At 61.7% G+C, this 16,180-nt stretch carries 12 protein-coding genes; 8 read left to right on the top strand and 4 right to left on the bottom strand.

Going from position 1 to position 16,180, the window contains the following annotated elements; translation table 11 throughout:
- Positions 1-135 precede the first annotated feature (135 nt).
- From selD to C2L66_RS26360, 3 genes are all read left to right on the top strand, one after another.
- On the top strand, positions 136-1,197 hold the full coding sequence (gene selD / locus C2L66_RS26370) for a selenide, water dikinase SelD (protein ID WP_060605522.1): 1,062 nt from the start codon (positions 136-138) through the stop codon (positions 1,195-1,197).
- A gap of 43 nt (positions 1,198-1,240) precedes the next feature.
- The gene (locus tag C2L66_RS26365) at positions 1,241-2,167 is read left to right on the top strand and encodes a cation diffusion facilitator family transporter (protein ID WP_054933757.1); all 927 of its coding nucleotides are present in this window, start codon (positions 1,241-1,243) and stop codon (positions 2,165-2,167) included.
- A 247-nt stretch (positions 2,168-2,414) separates the two neighbouring features.
- Positions 2,415-3,482, top strand: coding sequence for a purine-nucleoside phosphorylase (locus C2L66_RS26360; RefSeq protein ID WP_060605526.1), 1,068 nt, complete (start codon positions 2,415-2,417; stop codon positions 3,480-3,482).
- Positions 3,483-3,685: 203 nt separating this feature from the next.
- Here the strand turns inward: C2L66_RS26360 and C2L66_RS26355 are convergent, their stop codons facing one another.
- Both C2L66_RS26355 and C2L66_RS26350 read right to left on the bottom strand, forming a co-directional pair.
- Entirely contained in the window at positions 3,686-3,994 is a 309-nt protein-coding gene (locus tag C2L66_RS26355; RefSeq protein ID WP_060605530.1) for a DUF4148 domain-containing protein, read from the bottom strand.
- Between the two features lie 178 nt (positions 3,995-4,172).
- Positions 4,173-5,177 carry a LysR family transcriptional regulator gene (locus C2L66_RS26350; RefSeq protein WP_060605535.1) on the bottom strand — a complete coding sequence of 335 codons (1,005 nt, stop codon included), beginning with the start codon at positions 5,175-5,177 and terminating at the stop codon, positions 4,173-4,175.
- Positions 5,178-5,374: 197 nt separating this feature from the next.
- On the opposite strand from C2L66_RS26350, the gene C2L66_RS26345 reads away from it, so the two are divergent.
- From C2L66_RS26345 to C2L66_RS26325, 5 genes are all read left to right on the top strand, one after another.
- A complete protein-coding gene (locus C2L66_RS26345; protein ID WP_054933760.1) occupies positions 5,375-6,229 on the top strand; it encodes an alpha/beta hydrolase in 855 nt (284 codons plus the stop codon).
- A gap of 33 nt (positions 6,230-6,262) precedes the next feature.
- Positions 6,263-7,585 (top strand): efflux RND transporter periplasmic adaptor subunit, encoded by a 1,323-nt coding sequence (locus C2L66_RS26340; protein WP_060605538.1) that lies wholly within the window; start codon positions 6,263-6,265, stop codon positions 7,583-7,585.
- Positions 7,586-7,658: 73 nt separating this feature from the next.
- Positions 7,659-10,844 (top strand): efflux RND transporter permease subunit, encoded by a 3,186-nt coding sequence (locus tag C2L66_RS26335; RefSeq protein WP_054933762.1) that lies wholly within the window; start codon positions 7,659-7,661, stop codon positions 10,842-10,844.
- Positions 10,845-10,858: 14 nt separating this feature from the next.
- The gene (locus C2L66_RS26330) at positions 10,859-12,412 is read left to right on the top strand and encodes an efflux transporter outer membrane subunit (protein WP_060607156.1); all 1,554 of its coding nucleotides are present in this window, start codon (positions 10,859-10,861) and stop codon (positions 12,410-12,412) included.
- Between the two features lie 1,037 nt (positions 12,413-13,449).
- Entirely contained in the window at positions 13,450-14,778 is a 1,329-nt protein-coding gene (locus C2L66_RS26325) for an Nramp family divalent metal transporter (RefSeq protein ID WP_054933766.1), read from the top strand.
- A gap of 100 nt (positions 14,779-14,878) precedes the next feature.
- Here the strand turns inward: C2L66_RS26325 and flhC are convergent, their stop codons facing one another.
- Positions 14,879-15,505 carry a flagellar transcriptional regulator FlhC gene (flhC, locus tag C2L66_RS26320; protein ID WP_054933767.1) on the bottom strand — a complete coding sequence of 209 codons (627 nt, stop codon included), beginning with the start codon at positions 15,503-15,505 and terminating at the stop codon, positions 14,879-14,881.
- A gap of 17 nt (positions 15,506-15,522) precedes the next feature.
- Complete coding sequence (gene flhD, locus C2L66_RS26315; protein ID WP_054933768.1) at positions 15,523-15,843, bottom strand: flagellar transcriptional regulator FlhD; 321 nt, start codon at positions 15,841-15,843, stop codon at positions 15,523-15,525.
- Positions 15,844-16,180 lie beyond the last annotated feature (337 nt).

The raw sequence follows: 16,180 nt of genomic DNA, 5'->3' as shown, positions 1-16,180 counted from the left end.
GCACGGCTGTCTTCGACGCAACGCGCCGTCGTCACACACAGACGACGGCGCGTTTCTCTTTGCGCGACCGGTTGGACAGCGCTTTCGCGGATTGCCGGATAATAGCCGTTATCGATCCTCCGACACTTCATCATCATGACCGAATCCGCTGTCAGTTCCAACGTGCCCCGACTCACCAGCCTGTCTCATGGCGGCGGCTGCGGCTGCAAGATCGCGCCGGGCGTGCTGTCCGATCTTTTGAAGCGCAGCGTGCCGATGCCGTTGTTTCCGGACCTGCTGGTCGGCACCGAAACCTCGGATGACGCCGCCGTGTATCGCCTGAACGACGAACAGGCGATCATCGCGACCACCGACTTCTTCATGCCGATCGTCGACGATCCTTACGACTTCGGCCGCATCGCCGCGACCAACGCGCTGTCCGATGTCTATGCAATGGGCGGCAAGCCGATCCTCGCGCTCGCGCTGGTCGGCATGCCGATCAACGTGTTGCCGCACGATGTGATCGCGGCCGTGCTGCGCGGTGGCGAGGATGTCTGCGCACAGGCGGGCATTCCTGTCGCGGGCGGCCACTCGATCGACTCCGTCGAGCCGATCTACGGACTTGCCGCGCTCGGTGTCGTGCATCCGCAGCGCGTGAAGCGCAACGCGTCCGCGCAAGCCGGCGACGTGCTCGTGCTCGGCAAGCCGCTCGGCGTCGGCGTGCTGTCGGCGGCGCTCAAGAAGAATCAGCTCGACGCGGCAGGCTATGCCGCGATGATCGCGGCCACCACGAAGCTCAACCGCCCGGGCACCGACCTGGCTGCACTCGAAGGCGTGCATGCGATGACGGACGTGACGGGCTTCGGCCTGCTTGGTCATACGCTGGAACTCGCACGCGGCGCGCAACTGACTGCGCGTGTGCGCTACGCGGATCTGCCGTGGATCGCAGGCGCCGAAGCGTTTGCGGCGGCGGGCGTCATCACGGGCGCGTCGGGCCGCAACTGGGCTTCGTATGGCGACGACATACGTCTCGCGGAGTCGTTGCCCGACACGGCACGCGCGTTGCTGACCGATCCGCAGACATCGGGCGGCCTGCTGGTGTCGTGCGCGCCCAATGCCGTCGACGAGGTGCTCGCGATCTTCCGCGCGGACGGATTTGATCGCGCAGTGGTGATCGGTGAATTGCACGGAGGCGCGCCGCGTGTCGAAGTCGTTTGATTCTTTCCCACCTCAATTGCGTCAAGAGAAAATTGAAGAGCCTATGAAAGAAGAATCACCGAAGGCCATTTTTTACGCGCTGGCGGCGAACCTCGGCATAGCAGTTTGCAAGTTCGCGGCCGCTGCATTCACGGGTTCCGGCTCGATGTTCGCCGAGGCGATTCACTCGACGGCCGATTGCGGCAACCAGGTTTTGCTGCTGTTCGGCCTCAAGCAGGCGCGCCGTCCCGCGAGCCCGTTGCATCCGCTCGGCGCGGGGCGGGTCATCTATTTCTATTCGCTGATTGTGGCGCTGCTGCTGTTCTTTGTCGGTGGCGTGTTTTCCGTTTATGAGGGCGTGCATCGTCTGATGGCGCATGAGCCGTTGTCGCATGCGTATATCGCGCTAGGCGTGCTGGGTGTTTCGGTGGTGCTCGAAACCTTTTCGCTGATGGGTGCGATCCGCGAAATCCGCAAGACCAACCCGGACAAGTCGATGTGGCGATGGTTTCGCGAAACACGCGAATCGGAATTGCTCGTCGTCACGGGCGAAGACGTGGCCGCGCTGCTCGGCCTTGCGATTGCCTTTGTCGCGGTGCTGATGACGATGATCACAGGCAATCCCGAGTTTGACGCGTGGGGTTCCATCGGCGTAGGTGTGTTGCTGATGGTGATTGCGTCGATGGTCGGGCGGGAAGTCAAATCGATGATCATCGGCGAATCCGCGAGCCCGGAAGTGCGGCGTGCAATCGAAGCGCATTTGCGCACGCGCAAGGAGATACGCAGCATCATCAATTTGATCACACTGCAGTGGGGCCGTCATGTGGTCGTTGCCGTGCAGGCCGAGATGATCGACTACGACAGCGGCCGCGCAATGGTCGATGCGATCAATATCGTCGAAGCCGATTTGCAGGCAAAATTTCCGCAAGTGCGGTGGGTGTTTTTCGAGCCGGATGTGCCGCGAGTGAGAACCGAGGCGTCCCTCGATTAAACCTCGATATATGATTCACGGCCCGCGAATGATGCACTCGATGCAACGTTCGCGGGCCTTTTCGTTTTCTGACGCACTTTTCGTAGTGCAGTTCTTTTTCGATTTATGCGTATCGGCTATTCGAAATGACAAGTGGAATTAGCTAATGGAAAACAATTCGACGCCGCCTATACTTAGCTCCGCCCTGTTACGCGAGGGCATGCATTCCATTCCCAATCCTTTAACGAGCTTAAAGAAAGGACTTGTCATGGTAACTCGCACGGTAGGCGCATTGACGGCTCTGGCACTGGCCGCATGCACGGCAGTCTCGCCATTGGCGAATGCGCAGGACGACGGCTTTGCGCAAGGCTACGGCGAATCGCACGGCCGCCCCGTCAAGGTGATGATTATTTCGATGTTCGGACCGGAAGGGCAGGTATGGCTCGATAAACTCGGGCCGTGGCAGGACATTCCCGTTGCGGGGCTTTCGCCGGACTATCCGGCTATTCATTGCAACCGGCAGGACATCTGCGTGATGACGACGGGTATGGGCCACACGAATGCCGCCGCGTCGACCATGGCGCTCGCATTCTCGTCGCGTTTCGACTTGCGCCATACGTACTTCATGGTGGCGGGCATTGCGGGCATCGATCCGATTCAAGGTACGGTCGGCTCCGCTGCGTGGGCCAGGTATCTTGTCGATTTCGGCATTCAATGGGAAATCGACGGACGCGAAATTCCGCCGGGCTGGAACACCGGCTATCTCGGCATCAATACGAAAAGCCCTTCGGAGAAGCCGCCGCTCGATTACCGCACGGAAGTGTTTCAACTGAATCCACGCCTCGCCGAAACGGCTTTTGCGTTATCGCGCAATGTCGTGCTATCTGACAACGCGCAGGCGCAAGCGGCGCGTGCCAAATACAGCTATGCGCCCGCCAATCGTGCGCCGACCGTCATTCAGTGCGACACGCTGGCGGGCGACACGTGGTGGTCCGGTACGAAGCTGGGCGAACGCGCGCGCGACTGGACCAAGATTCTCACGGACGGCAAGGGCGTCTACTGCACGACGCAGCAGGAAGACAATTCAACGTATGAAGCGTTGAAGCGCGCAGCAAGCGTGCATCGCGTCGATTTGAATCGCGTGGCGGTATTGCGCGCGGGTTCGGATTTCGACCGGCCTTATGATGGACAGACGAGCGCCGACAACCTGCTCAACTATGCCGCGCAAGGTGGCTTCACTATCGCGCTGGAGAACCTGTACCGCGCGGGCAATCCACTCGTTCAGGACATCGTTTCGCATTGGGGTGAATGGCGCAACGGCGTGCCGCAACGCTGATCGCGCAGCGCAGAACGTTAGATCCGCACCAATGCAAAGCGCTCAATCGCTTTCATGCGATTGAGCGCAGCACACACACTTCACTTTCTTTTAGCGCACGTTTAGTGCGAGCGATAGGGCGTCCAGACGGGGATGTCCGAGGCCCAGTCATCGAGTTCCGATGGGCTCATGTTCGACTCCTGCTACTCAAAATTAAATGACGATTACTGGCCGCGCGCGAGGCGCACGCTGTGGTCGCTTTGCACTTCGAGGCGCTCGGCTTGCGTGCGGCCAATCAGGCCCTGTTCGGGGTACGAGGTCTTGTTCAACGAAGGCAGCGTGCCGTCGCGATACGCGTCGTTCACTTCCGCGCGCACTTCTGCACGCGACTTCGGTGCCGATGCGTCAGCGGAGCGTTGCCACCATTGATCGTTATACGATCCTGCGCGGCCGATGCCACCGCCGCCGCCGGCAAATGCCGGTGCGCTGACGAGCAGCGAGAGAGCAAGACCTGCCAGCAGATTGCGTTTCATGATTCACTCCTATCGTCTAATTCATTTGCTTCGCCGATCTGGTCCGGCGTTGCGACAGGGTGAAATGTAGGCTTTGACGCGCGGGCGATAAACCCGGCTTTCATGAAATGAATTGTCGCAATTTCAGAACAATCGCGGCGCGCGGCCGCGATCGTCCCTTAAGTAAAGGCCTGGCAGCCTAGGCGACCCACTCCGACATCACAGGCGTCTTGAACTCCGGGGCTGCCTCTTTCTGTTCGAACGTGCGTTGCGTGCAGGTCTTGTCGAGGCTTGCGCGGCCGCTCAGCAGCGGGCAGCGATCGAATATCTCCGCAATCCAGTCGACAAAGACGCGCACTTTGGACGACAGATGCCGGCTATGCGGATACACCGCGGAGATCGGCATCGGCAGGGGCTTCAGGTCGGGCAGCACTTCGACGAGCTGGCCCGAACGCAGATGCGGCAGCACCATGAAGAGCGGCGGCTGGATCAGGCCGAAGCCTTCGAGGCCGCATGTCACGTAAGCGTCCGCGTCGTTGACGGACACCACGCCCTTCATTTTCACCTCGACTTCCTTGCCGTCGACGAGAAACGACCAGTCCATGATGCGGCCCGTGCGGCTCGAAAAATAATTCACTGCCTTGTGCTGTTCGAGATCTTCGAGCGTCTGAGGAATACCCGCGCGTTCGATATACGCGGGCGCCCCGCACGTCACGCCTTCGAATAACCCTATTCTGCGTGCGACCAATGACGAATCCTGCAGCGCGCCGACCCGCACCACGCAATCGACGCCTTCCTGCAGAAGATCGACCGGGCGGTCAGACAAGCCGAGTTGCAGATCGATATCCGGGTACTTCGTGTGGAATTCGCACAGCGCGGGAATCACGAGCAGACGTCCGATCGATCCCGGCATGTCGACGCGCAGCTTCCCATTTGGCTTCTTGTTGCCGCTCTGGAAACTCGCTTCCGTCTCTTCGACGTCCGCGAGAATGCGCACGCAACGCTCGTAGTACGCGGCGCCGTCCGGTGTCAGCGACAGACGGCGTGTCGTGCGATGCAAGAGGCGTGTGCCGAGAAACGCTTCGAGATTCTGGATGATCGTCGTGACGGAAGCGCGGGGTAGATCGAGCGTTTCCGCAGCCCGGGTGAAGCTATTGGTGTCGACGACCCGGGTGAACACTTGCATGGCCTGGAGCCGGTCCATTGCAAACCTCCGAAAGAGCCGGAGCACTGTTGAAGCAGCCGCATCAGCCATTTAACGATTGGCTAAGGCGCCGAATAAAGTCATTCGATTGTTCAGGTGCACCGAATTGTGTTGCCGGATTATAGGCATTTATTTGGAAGTCTGCTGGTCCCACAATTCGCACCATTCGATAGCTTCGCGCATTGCGCTGTTCCGACATGGATGCATTCAACCCGCGTCACACCTTTGTCCCGTCCGGCGCGAGCCTCGGGGATAACGCCGCGTCGCTCGACGTCACCGACGTGCGGATCGAAGGTTACGCACAGGACATCACATTGCGCCTTTACCGGCGAGCCGCCGCCAAAAACGGCCTGCCGATCCTGCTCTATTTTCACGGCGGCGGTTTCGTACGCGGCTCGATCGAGGAAGCCGATTACGCCGCGCGCTATTTCGCGCAGCACACGCCGGCCCTCGTCGTTTCCGTCGGCTATTCGCTCGCGCCGCAGTTTCCGTTTCCCGCCGCGCCCGAAGATGCGCACCGCGCCGCGCTGTGGGTGCAGACTCGCGCACGGGCGTTCGGCGGCAATACGAAAAAAATCGGCGTAGCGGGCCACGATGCGGGTGGCTCGCTGGCCAATTGCCTTGCGTTCATCGGCCGCGATCGCGGGGATGTGCGGATCGATGCGCAGGCTTTGTTCGGACCGATGCTCGATCCGAGCCTCACGCGTCTTGGCGACGAGAAGCGTTTGAGCTCCGACATCACGGCGAGCGAATGCGCGGCCTGTTATCGCGCGTATCTGCCGCAGGCAGCGCAACGCATCCATCCGTATGCGGCGCCGCTCGAGTCGGTGCGGCTCGCCGGCTTGCCCGCGACGCTGATTGCCACCGCGCAAAACGACGTGCTGCACGTCGAAGCGGAGAAGTACGCCAGCAATCTGATCGATGCGGGCGTGCAAACGCAGGTGGTCCGTTACCCAAGCGTGTCGCACGCGGCGCTGGCCCATCATCCGGCGGCGTTGCTCGAGGCGGTCCGATTCTTTCAGTGGCGCTTCGATGAGCGCGCACTCCGATAAACAAACTTCTATTAACTAAATCCGGAGTCTGTCATGTCTGTTTTTCCTCTCTCGCGTTCGAAGCTGGCGGTTGCGGCGCTAGCGGTGCTTGTCATTGCGGGCCTCGGCACGTTTGGCGCGATTCGCGTCGACGCGCGCTCGCCGGCGCAGTCCGCGCCGACCATCGTGCCGGAAGTCGATGTCGCCACTGTCATCCAGAAGACCATCACCGACTGGCAGAGCTATTCGGGCCGTCTTCAGGCTGTAGAAAAGGTCGATGTACGGCCGCTCGTGTCTGGCACGATCGTGTCCGTGAACTTCCAGGACGGCGCGCTCGTGAAGAAGGGCGACGTGCTGTTCGTCATCGATCCGCGTCCGTATCAGGCGGAAGTCGACCGTGCCGCCGCGCAACTGGCAGCGGCGCAGTCGCGCGCGGGTTACGCGCAAAGCGACTGGGAGCGCGCGCAACGGCTGATCGGCGATAGCGCAATCGCAAAGCGCGATTACGACGAGAAGCAGAACGCCGCGCGCGAGGCGAGCGCGAACGTGAAGGCTGCGCAGGCCGCGCTCGAAGCCGCGCAGATCAATCTCGGCTATACGAAGATCGTCGCGCCCGTGGCGGGCCGCGTGTCGCGCGCGGAAATCACGCTCGGCAACGTCGTGAACGCGGGCGCAAGCGCTGCGCCGCTGACCACGCTCGTGTCCGTCTCGCCGATCTACGCCGAGTTCGACGCCGACGAGCAGACGTACCTGCAGTACATCAGCCAGGTGAAGGGCGACAGCAAGGTGCCCGTCGAACTGGGCCTGGCGAATGAAACGGGCTATTCGCGCAAGGGCACGATCCAGTCGGTCGATAACCGTCTCGATACGTCGTCGGGCACGATCCGCGTGCGCGCGCGCTTCGACAACGCAGACGGCGCGCTGGTGCCGGGTCTCTATGCACGCGTGAAAGTGGGCGGCAGCGAGCCGCATGGCGCGCTGCTGATCGACGACGCCGCAATCGGCACCGACCAGGACAAGAAGTTCGTGTTCGTGGTCGACAAGGACGATCACGTCGCGTACCGCGAGATCCAGCCTGGCGACCTGCAAGGCAATCTGCGCGTCGTGAAGAGCGGCTTGCACGCAGGCGACCGCATCGTCGTGAACGGCACGCAGCGCGTGCGTCCGGGCGCGCAGGTCCGCGCGCACATGGTGCCGATGGGCGACGGCGACGCGAGCGGTGCGCCCGTTGCCGACGACGCGCAGGCGGACAAGCAGGCGCAGCTAGACGGAGCGAAGCAGAAGCACGCCGAACCGCAAGCACAAAAGGGTACGCAAACGGGTACGCAAACGCAGGCACAGGCGCAGCCGCGCACGAAGGCGCGCAAGGATTCGTGATCGGTCCACGCACACACGCAATCCTTCGATGCATGCGCACGAGACGTAAGCGCTCCAATATCAAGAGCTTTACATGAACATATCCAAATTCTTCATCGACCGGCCGATCTTCGCTGGCGTGCTATCGGTCCTGATTCTGCTCGGGGGGCTGATCGCGGTGTTCCAGCTGCCGATCTCCGAATACCCCGAAGTGGTGCCGCCTTCCGTGGTGGTGCACGCGCAATATCCGGGCGCGAACCCGAAGGTGATCGCCGAGGCCGTTGCGTCGCCGCTCGAAGAGCAGATCAACGGCGTCGAGAACATGCTGTACATGCAGTCGCAAGCGAATAGCGACGGCAATTTGACCTTGACGGTCACGTTCAAGCTCGGCACGAATCCCGATCTCGCAACGCAGCTCGTGCAGAACCGCGTGAATCAGGCATTGCCGCGTCTGCCGGAAGACGTGCAGCGTCTCGGCGTGACGACGATCAAGAGTTCGCCGACGCTGACGATGGTCGTGCATCTGATCTCGCCGAACGACCGTTACGACATGACGTATCTGCGCAACTACGCGCTGCTCAACGTGAAGGACCGTCTTGAACGGATCAAGGGCGTCGGGCAGGTGCAGTTGTGGGGCGCGGGCGACTACGCGATGCGCGTGTGGCTCGACCCCGCAAAGGTCGCGCAACGCAATCTGACGGCGATGGAAGTCGTCAATGCGATCCGCGAGCAGAACATTCAGGTCGCGGCGGGTGTGATCGGTGCATCGCCTTCCGTGCCGGGCACGCCGCTGCAACTGTCGGTGAATGCGCGCGGCCGTCTGAAAACAGAAGCCGAGTTCGGCGACATCGTCGTCAAGACTGCGCCCGACGGCGCCGTAACGTATCTGAAGGATATCGCGCGTGTCGAACTCGCGGCCTCGGAATACGGCCTGCGTTCGCTGCTCGACAACAAGCCGGCCGTCGCGATGGCGATTAACCAGTCGCCGGGTGCAAACTCGCTGCAGATTTCCGACGAAGTGCGCGCGACGATGAAAGAACTCGCCGCCGACTTCCCGGCTGGCGTCGAGTACAAGATCGTCTATGACCCGACGCAGTTCGTGCGTTCGAGTATCGAGGCCGTCGTGCACACGCTGCTCGAAGCGATTGCGCTCGTCGTGATCGTGGTGATCGTGTTCCTGCAAACGTGGCGCGCGTCGATCATTCCGTTGATTGCGGTGCCTGTGTCGATTGTCGGTACGTTCTCGTTGCTGCTCGCCTTTGGTTTCTCGATCAACGCGCTGTCGTTGTTCGGCATGGTGCTGGCCATCGGTATCGTGGTCGACGATGCGATCGTGGTGGTGGAGAACGTCGAGCGGAACATCGAAAGCGGTTTGAGTGCGAGAGATGCGACCTACAAGGCCATGCAGGAAGTGAGCGGGCCGATTATCGCCATCGCGCTGACGCTGGTCGCCGTGTTCGTGCCGCTCGCGTTCATGACGGGTCTGACGGGCCAGTTCTACAAGCAGTTCGCGATGACCATCGCGATCTCGACGGTGATCTCGGCGTTCAACTCGCTCACGCTGTCGCCCGCGTTGTCGGCGCTGCTGCTGCGCGGCCACGACGCGAAGGAAGACTGGCTGACGCGCGCGATGAACCGCGTGTTGGGCCCGTTCTTCAGGGGCTTCAACAAGGTGTTCCATCGCGGCTCGGAAAGCTATGGGCGCGGCGTGAACGGCGTGCTCAAGCGCAAGGGTGCGATGCTCGTCGTGTATGCGGTGCTGCTGGGCCTGACGGTGCTCGTGTCGCGTATCGTGCCGGGCGGCTTCGTGCCGGCGCAGGACAAGGAGTATCTGATCGCGTTTGCGCAGTTGCCTAATGGCGCATCGCTCGATCGTACCGAGAAGGTGATCCGCGACATGGGCGCCATCGCGCTGAAGCAGCCTGGCGTGGAAAGCGCGGTGGCGTTCCCGGGTCTGTCGGTGAACGGCTTCACGAACAGTTCCAGTGCGGGCATCGTGTTCGTCACGCTCAAGCCGTTCCATGACCGCAAGGGCAAGGCGCTGTCGGCGGGTGCGATTGCGGGCGCGCTGAACCAGCAGTACAGCGCGATCAAGGACTCGTTTGTCGCCGTGTTCCCGCCGCCGCCCGTGCTCGGTCTCGGTACGCTCGGCGGCTTCAAGATGCAGCTGGAGGACCACGGCGCAGTCGGTTACACAGAACTGAACAAGGCGACGGAAGCGTTCGTCAAGAAGGCTGCAACGACGCCCGAACTCGGCCCGACGTTCTCGAGCTACCAGATCAACGTGCCGCAGGTGAACGTCGATCTCGACCGTGTGAAGGCGAAGCAGTTGGGCGTGCCCGTGACGGACGTGTTCAGCACGATGCAGGTGTATCTCGGCTCGCTGTACGTGAACGACTTCAACCGTTTCGGCCGCGTGTACCAGGTGCGTGTGCAGGCGGATGCGCCGTATCGTCAGCAGGCCGACGACATCCTGCAACTGAAGACGCGCAACGCGAATGGCGACATGGTGCCGTTGTCGTCGCTGGTGACGGTGACGCCGACGTATGGTCCGGAAATGGTGGTGCGCTACAACGGCTACACGGCGGCCGACATCAACGGCGGCCCGGCGCCCGGCTTCTCGTCGGGTGAAGCGCAGGCAGCGGCCGAGCGCATCGCGGCGCAAGTGTTGCCGAAGGGCGTGAAGCTCGAATGGACCGACCTGACGTATCAGCAGATCATCGCGGGGAACGCGGGTCTGTGGGTGTTCCCGATCAGCGTGCTGCTCGTGTTCCTCGTGCTCGCTGCGCTGTATGAAAGCCTGACGCTGCCGCTTGCGGTGATCCTGATCGTGCCGATGAGCGTGCTGTCGGCGCTCGCGGGTGTGTGGCTCACGCAGGGCGACAACAACATCTTCACGCAGATCGGCTTGATGGTGCTGGTGGGGCTGGCGTCGAAGAACGCGATTCTGATCGTCGAATTTGCGCGTGAGCTGGAGCACGACGGACGCACGCCGCTGCAGGCCGCCATCGAAGCGAGCCGGATGCGTTTGCGGCCGATTCTGATGACGTCGATCGCGTTCATCATGGGTGTGGTGCCGCTGGTGGTGTCGAGCGGCGCGGGGTCGGAAATGCGTCACGCGATGGGTGTGGCCGTGTTCTTCGGGATGCTGGGTGTGACGCTGTTCGGCCTGATGCTGACGCCGGTGTTCTACGTGGTGCTGCGTACGTTGGCGGGCGGCAAGATTCACGTCGCGCAAAAGGACTCGCCGCATCTCGTCGCGCATACGACGGACGCCTGATGGAGAAAATGACAATGAAAAATTTTGAACAGATGAGCGGCCTGGGTCGCGCGGCGGCGAGCACGCTGCTGATGTTGCTGCTCGCGGCGTGCTCGGTCGAGCCGACGTACAAGCGTCCCGATGCGGCGACGCCGGCGGCGTTCAAGGAAGCGCCCGTGTCGGCGTCGACGACGGACGCGGCGAATGCGCCGCTGCCGGCGAGCGAGGCGGGCACATGGAAGACGGCCGAGCCCGCTGAAGATGCGCATCGCGGCGAATGGTGGACGATTTTCGGCGATTCGACGCTCAACGATCTGGAAAAGCAGGCCGCCGATGCGAACCAGAACCTGAAGGCCGCCGCGGCGCGCGTGCAGGAATCGCGCGCGCTGACGCAGCAGGCGCGCGCCTCGTGGTTCCCGTCGTTCGATGCGGGCTTCGGGCCGACGCGCGAGCGTCTGTCGCCCGCTTCGCAATTCCTGCCGAACGACGCGCATGTGCCGACGCAAACGCTGTGGCGCGCCCAGGTGACGGCTTCGTATGAGGTCGATCTGTTTGGCCGCGTCAGTTCGAACGTGAATGCCGCGCGTGCCGACCAGGCGCAGAGCGAAGCATTGTTCCGTTCGGTGCAGCTCGCGTTGCAGGCGGACGTCGCGCAGAACTATTTCCAGTTGCGCGAGTTCGATACGCAGTTGAGCTTGTATCGTCAGACGGTGACGTTGCGTGAGAACGCATTGAAACTCGTCGAGCGCCGCTTCAACGAAGGCGACATCAACGAGCTCGACGTGTCGCGCGCCCGCAATGAACTGGCGACGGCGCGTGCCGATGCGGTTGGCGTGGCGCGTCAGCGCGCGGCGTCCGAGCATGGCCTTGCGATTCTGCTTGGCAAGGCGCCTGCGGAGTTCTCGTTCCCCGAGACGCCGCTTGTGCCGGTGACGGCGCGCGTGCCTGCTGGATTGCCGTCGGCGCTGCTCGAGCGCCGGCCCGATATCGCGGCGGCGGAGCGCGCGATGGCGGGCGCGAATGCGCGGATTGGCCTGGCCAAATCGGCGTTCTTTCCGAAGCTCGACATCACGGGTGCGTTCGGCTACGAGTCGACGACGCTCGGCGATCTGTTCCAGTGGTCGAGCCGCGCGTTCCTGCTCGGTCCGTTTGCCGGGACGGCGCTCACGGTGCCGCTCTTCGACGGCGGACGACGCAAGGCGAATCTCGCGAATGCGCGCGCGAAGTATGACGAGGATGTGGCGCAGTATCGGCAGCAGGTGCTCGTGGCGTTTCGGGAAGTTGAGGACAACTTGTCCGATTTGCGTTTGCTTGGGGATCAGACGCGGGAGCAGAACGATGCTGTCAACGCGTCGAAGCGGGCGGAGCATTTGTCGCAGACGCAGTATCAGGAAGGGCAGGTTGCGTATCTGGATGTGATCGATGCGCAGCGGCAGACGCTGCAGTCGCAGTTGCAGTTGAGTCATCTTGCCGGAACCCAGGCGGTCGCGACGGTTAATCTGATTCGTGCGCTTGGGGGTGGGTGGGGGGATGTGAAGGCTGATGTCGGCAGCGCCGACGGGCAGTCGCAGCAAGTGGCCAAGCAGTAGGTTTTGTTTGCGCTGGCAGTTGCGGGTTGTCTTTGTGTTCGCATCCGCAGGTTGATTGTTCTGGCCTTTGCGCTGGCATCCGCGTGACGTTAGCTTGCTTCAGGCGTCGCCCCTGTGCGGGGCGGCACCTACTTTTCTTTGCCGCCGCAAAGAAAAGTAGGCAAAAGAAAGCGGCTCACACCGCCAGCACTTGTTCGTATCCACGGGCCCCCAACGTCCCCATCCTTCACATGGCAGCGCACCTGTTCACCTGCGTTGCCAACGCCCTCTCCGTACGCCTCACCCGCTTCATACACCCGCGTCTCAGCACGCCGCGCCAGGCAGTCCGCCGCCGCCCAGGTGGCAAACTGTGTGTCGGCTTTCGCGCCATACGCGCACCACTCCGGACTGGGTAGCACGGTTGGTGTTTCTGGTAAGAGCGCTAACCTGTGCAGTGCGACAACCTACACACAGTTTGCCACCTGGGTGGCACATACCATTCGCTGCCGCTTGCACGGGTACGGGTGCCTGAAGCGGGTGAGGCATCTGTTCGAAGCGTTAGCAGCGGGCATCAATAAGCGCGTTGCCGTTTAAAGCGTGGGGACGTTGGGGGCCCGTGGATGAAAACAAGAGCTGGCGGTGTGAGCCGCTTTCTTTTGCCTACTTTTCTTTGCGGCGGCAAAGAAAAGTAGGTGCCGCCCCGCACAGGGGCGACGCCTGAAGCACGCTAACAATTCGCGGATGCCAGCGCAAAGCCGAATCGCGGATGCCAGCGCAAAGCCAAATCGCGAATGCCAGCGCAAAGCCAATTCGCGAATGCCAGCGCAAAGGCCAGACCAACCAACCTACAAATGCCAGCCCAAAGGCAGACAACAAAGCGCGCCTACCACCAAAAGCAAACCCAAACCACCAACCATCCCGTGCACCCTTGCACGCCCGAACCCTATATTTCTTTGTACACTTGAAGCCGTTTCGCGGGCAGCAACCCAGGTTTCGCGCCAGCGACCCATTAGCGACTCTCATCGCGCTGCGATATCACTCCCTTGAGGTCACCGGCTTTGCAGTTCAAACTTCCAACCACAGCTACCGCGCCGTTCTGCCCATCCGAGGTGCAGGGCTCCGTCGCCGTCACGCAGTCCGCTCCATTCTGGAAAAAAATCCTTCAGTTCGCAGGTCCCGGCCTGCTGGTGTCGATCGGTTACATGGACCCCGGCAACTGGGCCACCGACATCGAAGCCGGCTCGCGCTACGGCTACAGCCTGCTGTTCGTCGTGGTCCTGTCGAGCCTCGCAGCAATGGTGCTGCAATGCCTCAGCATGCGCCTTGGCATCGTGACGGGCCGCAATCTCGCGGAACTGTCACGCACGCGTTACTCGCCAGGTGTCGCACGCATTCAATGGCTGCTCGCCGAACTGTCGATCATCGCCTGCGATCTCGCCGAAGTGCTGGGCGGCGCGCTCGCGTTTCATCTGCTGTTCAAGTGCTCGCTGACGGTCGGCGTGATCCTGACCGCATTCGACACACTGATCGTGCTCGGCCTGAAGGGCAAGAATTTTCGCGACCTCGAAGCGATCATGCTCGGCCTGGTCGCGACGATCGGCCTGGGATACGTCATCGAACTGGCGCTGGTTCATCCGCACTGGCCGTCCGTCGCGGCGGGACTCGTGCCGTCGTGGCAAGCCGTCAGCGAACGCGAGCCGCTTTATCTCGCGATAGGCATTCTCGGTGCGACGGTAATGCCGCATAACCTGTATCTGCATTCGTCCATCGTGCAGACGCGCGCGATCAAGCGCGACCGCGAAGGCATCGCAGGTGCAATCTCGCTGTCGCGTATCGATACGATCGTCGCGCTCTTTCTCGCGCTGCTGATCAACGCCGCGATCCTGATTCTCGCGGCGGCTGCGTTCCATTCAACCGGGCATACCCAGGTCACCGAGATCGAGGACGCCTACCGGCTGCTCGCGCCCATCGTCGGCACGGGCTTCGCGGCCGTGCTGTTCGCGGTCACGCTGCTGGCGTCGGGGCAAAGCTCGACGTTCACGGGCACGGTCGCCGGGCAGGTCATCATGGAAGGCTTTCTGCAACTGAAGATTCCGTGCTACCAGCGGCGCTTCATCACGCGCGCGCTCGCGTTGATTCCCGCGCTCGTCGGCGTGCAGATGCTCGGCAATGGCGCTGTCGGCCAGTTGCTCGTTGCGAGTCAGGTGGTGCTGAGCCTGCAGTTGCCATTCGCGCTCTACCCGCTGATCCGCATGACGAACGACCGCGCGCTGATGGGCGAATTCACGAACCGGCTGCCGACGCGCATCATCGCGTGGTCGCTGTTCGTCGTGATCAGCGCGGCGAATATCTGGCTGGTCGTGCAGACGTTCGGGTTCGCAGGCTGAGCGTTGCAGCGCGCATCGAGCACAGACGAAAAAAAGCCGGTCTCGCGAGACCGGCTTCAAGATACTGCGTAGCTTCGGATGGACTGAGCAATGCGCGGCGCTAGGCCGCCAACGCAGTTTCCTCGAGCATCTGTTCTTCGAGTACTTCGATTTCTTCCGCGACTTGCGGCACGGATACGATGTCCTTCTCCGCCTCGCGCTTCGCGGCGGCGGCCTTCTTCGTCTTGCCCGCGCGCGACGGCGGCTGGCAGGCGCCGCATACGACGTTGTGCTGCAAGTCGTGCTTGTGCGCGACGAACTTGCCGCTGCAACGGCAGCACGGCGTCAGTTGCAGGATGTCGGCGTCGAAGAAACGCACGAGCGTCCATGCACGCGTCAGATCGAGCACCGGCTCGGTCTCGCTATGACGGCAATGCTCCAGATACAGACGATAACCCTTGGTCAGCGCGTCCAGATGCGAGCAGCGCGCTTCGTTCTTCAGGAACAGGTACGTGTTGTAGAAGAGCGATGCGTGGATGTTCGCGAGCCACGTCATGTACCAGTCCGCCGAGAACGGCAGCATGCCCTTGGGCGGCGATACGCCCTTGACCTCGCGGTACAGGCGGATCATCCGGTCGCGCGACAGCGTCAGCTCGCTTTCGAGCACCTGCATGCGCGCGCCCAGTTCAATCAGCGCGATCGCGCGGAACACTTCCTGCGCGTCTTCGGTAAGGCTCTTTTTCAGCATGGCAGTCCTCTCCGGTCTTAAGCGAACTGCTCTGCGGGCTGTCCAGCCAGCAGGATCGCGGCATGCGTCGATGCCACCTCCGCGTGACGGGACGTGTGCGTCAACGCCGCTAACATCGTGTGGTCGTTGAAGCGGAAGAAGCACAAAAGCTGATCGGAGCTGGCCAGCTTGACGATCTGCGCGAGCGACAGCCCGGCAAGAATATCAGCCAGCTCCGACGACAAGCCCAGGCGGAACATGCCGACTGCCTTGTCCTCGCGCAACATACGTTGTGCGAGCATGATGTAAGACAAATTGATTTCGCGGATTGAATCCAGCGTCTCGCTGCTACGGTCCATTTTCTCTGTTTCCGAAGCCCCGAATTACTTATGTCGGCATTTTCTGCCGTTATGGTCTTATGCCCCGCCGGACACTGAAGATTTCCGGCGTCAACTTGGTGCACAGATACAACCAGCCAACCTTTGATACAACCCGTTACATTTCGTAACAGCTTGGGCGGAATTGTATGAACAGGATTTCCAGAAATCAACACCTTTCTCAAAAAAAAGATACGACAAAACAACACTCGTTTCGGTAACTCTTTCATGGCGTCGTCATAATCGCTGGACAGACGGAAAACGTTTGCAACGGGCTTCTGGAAAACCCTTGTCAGATAAGGCTTCAAGCAAGAGTTTC

This window comes from Paraburkholderia caribensis, from assembly GCF_002902945.1.
GTDB classification, from domain to species: domain Bacteria; phylum Pseudomonadota; class Gammaproteobacteria; order Burkholderiales; family Burkholderiaceae; genus Paraburkholderia; species Paraburkholderia caribensis.
The sequence above is the reverse complement of the archived record's forward strand: the minus strand, read 5'-3'. Positions and strand labels throughout refer to the sequence as shown.